Raw genomic sequence first — 1,880 nt, 5'->3', positions numbered from 1 at the left:
GCGACGAGCTCGCTGCCGCGCCGGCGGCGCCGCCGCGCGCCGCGGTGGGCTGATCCGCCGCCGCATGGCCCGGCCGGTTCCGTCGCCGCCGGCCGCGGCCGCATGAAGGCGTTCTACTGCCATCGCTTCGTGCTGCCGCTGCCGCCGCAGCACCGTTTTCCGATGGCCAAGTACGCGCTGCTGTACGAGCGCGTCGCGGCGGCCGCCGCGGCGGGCGGCATCGAACTCGTCGAGCCCGTGCCGGCCGACGACGCGGCGCTGTGCCGCGCGCATACGCCCGACTACGTGAGCCGCGCGAGCCGCGGCGAGCTCGATGCGGCCGATCTGCGCAAGATCGGCTTTCCGTGGTCGCCGCAGATGATCGAACGCTCGCGCCGCTCCAGCGGTGCGACCATGGCCGCGCTCGAGGCGGCGCTGCGCGGCGAACGCATCGCCGTGAACCTGGCCGGCGGCACCCATCACGCGTTCGCCGGCCACGGCGCCGGCTACTGCGTGTTCAACGATTCCATCGTCGCGGCGCGGCACGTGCAGGCGCTCGGTCTCGCGCGTCGCGTGCTCGTGATCGATCTGGACGTGCACCAGGGCAACGGCACCGCGGCGATCGTGCGCGGCGATCCGAGCATCTACGCGTTCTCGATGCACGGCGCGCGCAACTACCCGGCGGTCAAGGAAGCCGGCGACCTCGACGTGGAACTGCCCGACGGCTGCGGCGACGACGAGTACCTGGCCGCGCTCGCGCGGCATCTGCCGCGCGCGCTGGCCGAAGCCGGTGCCGATGCGGCCATCTATCTCGCCGGCGCGGATCCCTACCGCGAGGACCGCCTCGGCCGGCTGGCCCTGAGCAAGGCCGGCCTGGCCGCCCGCGACGCCGTGGTGCTGGACGCCTGCGTACGGCATGATCTGCCGCTCGCGATCAGCATGGCGGGCGGCTATGCGGCGGACGTCGCCGACATCGTGGACATCCATTGCGCGACCGTCCTCGCCGCCGCCGCGCGCCAGCGCGAGGCCGTCGCGGCCCTGGTTTAAACCCCGCCGGGGTTTGCGGCATCCAAGCCGGCACCATGAATACCGCCAGCGTCCCCATGAGTCACGCCATGCCTGAGTCGGCACCCGCTGCAGCCGACGACGGCGCCCTGGTACGACGGTCGATGAGCGGCGACATCCGCGCGTTCGAGCTGCTTTACCGCAAGCATGTCGGCCGCGTGCACGGCGCTATCCTGCGCATCGTCGGCATGAACCATGCGCGCGCCGAGGAGCTGACCCAGGACGCGTTCGTGCGCGCCTGGCAGAAGCTCGGCGGTTTCCGCTTCGAAAGCGCGTTCTCGACCTGGCTGTACCGGCTCGGCGTCAACGTCGCCCTGATGGATCTGCGCGGCGGCAACGGCGAGCAGAACGTCGAGGACGAGGTACTCGAGCTCGCCGCCGGCGGCGACGTGCCGTTCTGCGCCGGCGAGCGCGCCGATCTGGAGCAGGCCGTGGCCAAGCTGCCGCCGCGCGCGCGGGCCGTGCTCGTGCTGCACGACGTGGAAGGATGGAAGCATGAGGAAATCGCCAACGAGCTCGGCATGGCCGTCGGCTCGTCCAAGGCGCAACTGCACCGGGCCCGCGGCCTCGTGCGCAAACTGCTCGGAGCTGCCGCATGAGCGAGCATGATTTTCAGTGGCGTCGCGGACTGCGCGACCTGTCGGGCCCGGCGCAGCCGCAGCGCGATCTCTGGCTGGACATCGCCGCACGCCTCGAAGCCGAAGCGCCGCCGGTCGCCGCCGCGCCGCGCCGCCCGCGCGTCGTCGCCTGGGCGCTGGCCGCGAGCGTCGCCTTGGCGGCGGTGCTGATGGGCGTACTGCAGCTGCAGCAACCGGCTTCGCCGCCGCTGGCCGGCG

Annotated in this window: 2 protein-coding genes and 1 pseudogene; all 3 read left to right on the top strand. The window is 72.8% G+C overall.

Going from position 1 to position 1,880, the window contains the following annotated elements; translation table 11 throughout:
• Positions 1–102: 102 nt before the first annotated feature.
• Positions 103–1,026, top strand: a complete 924-nt coding sequence (locus tag NON22_RS23700; protein ID WP_257389446.1) for a histone deacetylase family protein — start codon at positions 103–105, stop codon at positions 1,024–1,026.
• 68 nt (positions 1,027–1,094) lie between these two features.
• Entirely contained in the window at positions 1,095–1,643 is a 549-nt protein-coding gene (locus NON22_RS23695) for an RNA polymerase sigma factor (protein ID WP_257389445.1), read from the top strand.
• Positions 1,640–1,880, top strand: a pseudogene (locus tag NON22_RS23690) (hypothetical protein); the annotation flags it as partial. The gene NON22_RS23695 and the pseudogene NON22_RS23690, both read left to right, overlap by 4 nt.

It is taken from the genome of Tahibacter caeni, assembly GCF_024609805.1.
Lineage (GTDB): Bacteria > Pseudomonadota > Gammaproteobacteria > Xanthomonadales > Rhodanobacteraceae > Tahibacter > Tahibacter caeni.
Note: the sequence above shows the minus strand (reverse complement) of the source record. Positions and strands in the feature narration are given on the sequence as shown.

Excerpts from the sequence above, each read along its gene's own strand:
- NON22_RS23700 (WP_257389446.1), top strand. The coding sequence starts at position 103 with ATGAAGGCGTTCTACTGCCATCGCTTCGTGCTGCCGCTGCCGCCGCAG.
- NON22_RS23695 (WP_257389445.1), top strand. The coding sequence starts at position 1,095 with ATGCCTGAGTCGGCACCCGCTGCAGCCGACGACGGCGCCCTGGTACGA.